Origin of the sequence: Pseudomonas sp. (genome assembly GCF_050739995.1) — a bacterium.
Lineage (GTDB): Bacteria > Pseudomonadota > Gammaproteobacteria > Pseudomonadales > Pseudomonadaceae > Aquipseudomonas.
This window is the reverse complement of sequence record NZ_JBOICG010000518.1, coordinates 1-4702: the sequence shown is the minus strand read 5'-3', so window position 1 is coordinate 4702 and position 4702 is coordinate 1. Positions and strand designations below refer to the sequence as shown.

The window sequence follows — 4702 nt, the reverse complement described above, 5'->3', positions numbered from 1 at the left end:
CGTGCCACTGGCCAAGGGCACCGATCCCAAGATCGTGGTGAACTTCAAGACCGACAAAGCCCGCCTGCAATTGTCAGAGCCACCCCTGGACTTGTCCCAACTCAAAGGCGATTTCCGTTTCGACAGTGCCAAGGGCTTGAGTGGGCAGAACATTGCGGCGCAGGCGTTCGATCGACCCATCACCGCGCAGATTGTCGCCGACGGCAAGCCGGGCAGTATCAGCACCCGTGTGACCGCCAAGGGCCAGGTCACGGTGAAGCGTCTGACCGACTGGTTGAAGATCAGCCAGCCTCTGCCGGTTTCCGGCGATATCCCGTACCAATTGCAACTGACCCTGGACGGCGCAGATAGTCAACTGATGGTCAGCTCCAACATGAAGGGCGTTGCGGTGGATCTGCCTGCGCCCTTTGGCATGCCCGCGAGCCAAGGGCGTGACAGTGTCTTCCGGATGACCTTGCAAGGTGCCGAACGCCGCTATTGGTTCACTTACGGCGAGCTGGCGAGTTTCACCTTCGCAGCGCCACCGGACAAGTTCAATGACGGTCGCGGCGAGTTGTTCCTCGGCAATGGCAATGCTTTGTTGCCGACAACCAAGGGGCTGCGTATCCGCGGTGTGCTGTCGGAGCTGGACGTGGACCCGTGGAAAAAACTGGTTAACCGGTACGCGGGTAACGATCCTGGCGGCAGTGCCAAGCAACTGCTCAGTGGTGCCGATTTCAAGGTGGGCAAGTTGACGGGCTTTGGTACCCAGTTGGATCAGGTCAACCTGCAGCTTGATCGCAAGCCCGCCGCCTGGGGCTTGCAGATCGACAGCCAGCAAGCCAAAGGCTCGGTGAACCTGCCGGACGCCAAGGGTGCACCGATTGCGATCAACCTGCAGTACGTAAAACTGCCGGCAGTGGACCCGACGGTGCAGGCGGATGAAAACGCGCCTGACCCATTGGCCGACATTGATCCCAAGGACATTCCGGCGCTGGATATCGCCATCGACAAACTGTACCAGGGGCCTGACCTGGTGGGTGCCTGGTCGTTGAAGATTCGGCCGACCGCCAAGGGCTTGGCATTTACCGACCTGGATCTGGGCCTCAAGGGCATGTTGCTCAAGGGCGCCGGCGGTTGGGAGGGGGCGCAAGGGGCCAGCAGCAGTTGGTACAAAGGTCGTCTGGATGGCAAGAACATCGCCGATGTGCTGAAGGGCTGGGGGTTTGCGCCGACGGTGACCAGCGAGGACTTCCATCTGGATGTGGACGGCCGTTGGCCGGGTTCGCCGGCGTGGGTCGGGCCGAAGCGTTTCTCCGGCAGCCTGGACGCGGCGTTCCGTAAAGGCCAGTTTGTGGAAGTGGAGGGTGGCGCCCAGGCATTGCGGGTGTTCGGCCTCTTGAACTTCAACTCCATTGGTCGTCGTTTGCGCCTGGATTTCTCTGACCTGCTCGGCAAGGGGTTGAGCTATGACCGAGTCAAAGGCTTGCTGGCCGCCAGTAACGGTGTGTTCGTGACCCGTGAGCCCATCACCATGACCGGGCCGTCGACCAATCTGGAACTTAACGGCACCCTGGACCTGGTGGCTGATCGAGTCGATGCCAAGCTGCTGGTGACGTTACCGGTGACCAACAACCTGCCCATCGCGGCGCTGATTGTCGGTGCGCCAGCGATTGGTGGTGCGTTGTTCCTGATCGACAAATTGATCGGTGATCGGGTTTCGCGCTTCGCCAGTGTGCAATACAAAGTGGAAGGGCCTTGGAAAGACCCGAAAATCACCTTCGACAAGCCATTTGAAAAGCCAAACTGAGAAGCTGTGGAGTAGCATGGCCCTATGCCAATCACGGAGTGTGGGCCCATGTCTTTTGCGGTAATTCAAATGGTCAGCCAGAGCGATGTGCTTGCCAACCTGGCCCAGGCCCGACGTTTGCTGGAACAAGCGGCGGCTGGCGGTGCGAAGCTTGCCGTGTTGCCGGAGAATTTTGCCGCCATGGGACGTCGTGATGTGGCCGATATCGGTCGCGCCGAGGCTCTGGGTGAAGGCCCGATCCTGCCCTGGTTGAAACAGACCGCCCGCGACCTCACCTTATGGATAGTGGCCGGCACTTTGCCGCTGCCGCCCGAGGGCCAGCCGAATGCCAAATCCAACGCCTGCTCGCTGCTGATCGATGATCAGGGCGAGATCATTGCCCGTTACGACAAGCTGCATTTGTTCGATGTCGATGTCGCCGATGCCCGTGGTCGTTATCGGGAATCCGACGACTATGCTTTCGGTGGCAAGGTGGTGGTGGCGGATACGCCGGTGGGGCGGTTGGGCTTGACCGTGTGTTATGACCTGCGTTTCCCCGAGCTGTACAGCGAGTTGCGTGCAGCGGGCGCAGAGCTGATTACTGCTCCCTCTGCTTTTACTGCGGTGACGGGGGCCGCGCATTGGGATGTGTTGATTCGCGCGCGCGCCATCGAGACCCAGTGCTACGTGCTGGCGGCTGCTCAAGGCGGCGTGCATCCAGGGCCACGGGAAACCTTTGGCCATGCGGCGATTGTCGACCCGTGGGGGCGTGTGCTGACACAACAGGATCAAGGCGAAGCGGTGTTGCTGGCCGAGCGCGATATCAGTGAACAGGCGTCGATACGGGCGCGCATGCCGGTGGTCAGCCATCGGCGCTTTTTCTCGCAGGGCGCACAGCGGCCTGCTTCGGAACGATGAATTTAAGGCCAAATCTATGAGCGAGTTGTTGTCCTCAGTCAGTGAACACCTCCTGGCACCCGGTGGCGTGACCATCGAAAGCTTGCAGACCGTGCTGGGCGATCTGGCCGGACCGGGCATCGACGCCGCCGACCTGTATTTCCAGGGGCAGATTTCCGAGTCCTGGGCCCTTGAAGACGGCATCGTCAAGGAAGGCAGCTTCAATCTTGACCAAGGCGTAGGCGTGCGGGCGCAATCGGGTGAGAAAACCGGTTTCGCCTACAGCAATGCCATCACCCTGGAAGCCTTGGGCCTGGCGGCCCGTGCGGCGCGTTCGATCTCGCGTGCTGGCCAGAATGGCACGGTGCAGGCGTTCAGCACTCAAGATGTGGCCCAGTTGTACGCCCCGGATAATCCCCTAGAAGTGATCAGCCGTGCGGAAAAGGTTGAGCTGCTCAAGCGTGTCGACGCGGCCACCCGTGCCCTGGACCCGCGTATTCAGCAGGTGACCGTGAGCATGGCCGGTGTATGGGAGCGCATCCTGGTGGCATCCACCGATGGCGGCCTGGCGGCGGATGTGCGGCCGTTGGTGCGTTTCAATGTCAGCGTGATCGTTGAGCAGAACGGCCGTCGCGAGCGCGGTGGTCACGGCGGCGGCGGGCGTACCGACTACCGTTACTTCCTGGCTGACGACCGCGCCATGGGTTATGCCCGTGAAGCGCTGCGCCAGGCGCTGGTCAACCTGGAGGCCATTCCGGCGCCGGCGGGTACTTTACCTGTGGTGCTGGGCTCGGGCTGGTCTGGGGTACTGCTGCACGAAGCAGTGGGCCATGGCTTGGAAGGTGACTTCAACCGCAAGGGCAGTTCAGCCTACAGCGGGCGCATGGGCGAGATGGTTGCGTCCAAGCTGTGCACCATTGTCGATGATGGCACCCTGGCTGGCCGCCGTGGCTCACTGAGCGTCGACGACGAAGGTACGCCGACCGAGTGCACCACGCTGATCGAGAACGGCGTGCTCAAGGGCTACATGCAGGACAAGCTCAATGCCCGTTTGATGGGCGTGGCACGGACCGGTAACGGTCGTCGCGAGTCTTACGCGCACCTGCCGATGCCACGTATGACCAACACCTACATGCTCGGTGGCGAAAGCGACCCGGCGGAAATCATTGCGTCGGTGAAACGCGGGATCTACTGCGCCAACCTCGGCGGCGGCCAGGTGGATATCACCAGCGGCAAGTTCGTGTTCTCCACCAGTGAGGCGTATTTGATCGAAGACGGCAAGATTACCGCACCGGTCAAAGGGGCGACGCTGATCGGCAACGGGCCGGAAGCGATGAGCAAGGTGTCGATGGTCGGTAACGACCTGTCGTTGGACAGTGGTGTAGGCACATGCGGGAAGGATGGGCAGTCGGTGCCGGTGGGTGTCGGCCAGCCAACACTGAAAATTGATGCGATTACCGTAGGGGGTACGGGGTCGTAAGCCGGGAGCTTCGGGTGGCGAAGGCCGCCACCCGGGGAAGAGGATCAGCGCAGGCCGCGTTGAGTCTCGTCCAGCTCACGGATGTACTTGAAGATTTTACGGCTGGTGGCCGGTGCCTTGTTATGCGCCAGTTCGTGTTGAGCCTGACGGATCAGGGAGCGCAGTTGCTGGCGATCCGCGTCCGGGTACTCCGCCACGAATTTCTCCAGCACGGCGTCATCGCCCGCGATCAGGCGGTCACGCCAACGTTCCAGGTTGTGGAAGCGTTCGTTGTACTGGCGGGTGGAGGCATCGGTTTGATCGAGCAAGGCGAGGATGGCGTCAGTGTCCTGATCACGCATCAGCCTGCCGATAAACGCGATGTGCCGTTTACGCGCGATATTCGCGGTGTGCTTGGGTGCATCGGCCAGGGCCCGGCGCATTTCGTCGGTCAGTGGCAGTTTTGCAATCAAATCCTTCTTGAGCGTTGTAAGGCGCTCGCCGAGGTCAACCAGAGCATGCAGCTCGCGTTTGACCTGGGATTTGCTTTTCTCCCCATCGAGGGAGTCGTCGTAAGA

4 protein-coding genes are annotated in these 4702 nt (G+C 61.2%); 3 read left to right on the top strand and 1 reads right to left on the bottom strand.

Annotation, left to right across the window (positions count from 1 at the left end; genetic code table 11):
- From ACRESD_RS16995 to tldD, 3 genes are all read left to right on the top strand, one after another.
- On the top strand, positions 1-1789 hold a 1789-nt coding region (locus ACRESD_RS16995), incomplete at its 5' end, for a YhdP family protein (RefSeq protein WP_431751984.1).
- A 48-nt stretch (positions 1790-1837) separates the two neighbouring features.
- Positions 1838-2686, top strand: a complete 849-nt coding sequence (locus ACRESD_RS16990; protein WP_431751983.1) for a carbon-nitrogen hydrolase family protein — start codon at positions 1838-1840, stop codon at positions 2684-2686.
- 16 nt (positions 2687-2702) lie between these two features.
- A complete protein-coding gene (tldD, locus tag ACRESD_RS16985) occupies positions 2703-4145 on the top strand; it encodes a metalloprotease TldD (RefSeq protein WP_005784814.1) in 1443 nt (480 codons plus the stop codon).
- A gap of 44 nt (positions 4146-4189) precedes the next feature.
- On the opposite strand, the gene yjgA is transcribed toward tldD, so the two are convergent.
- Positions 4190-4702, bottom strand: a 513-nt coding sequence (gene yjgA, locus ACRESD_RS16980) for a ribosome biogenesis factor YjgA (RefSeq protein ID WP_431751982.1), incomplete at its 5' end; no start/stop codon positions are given.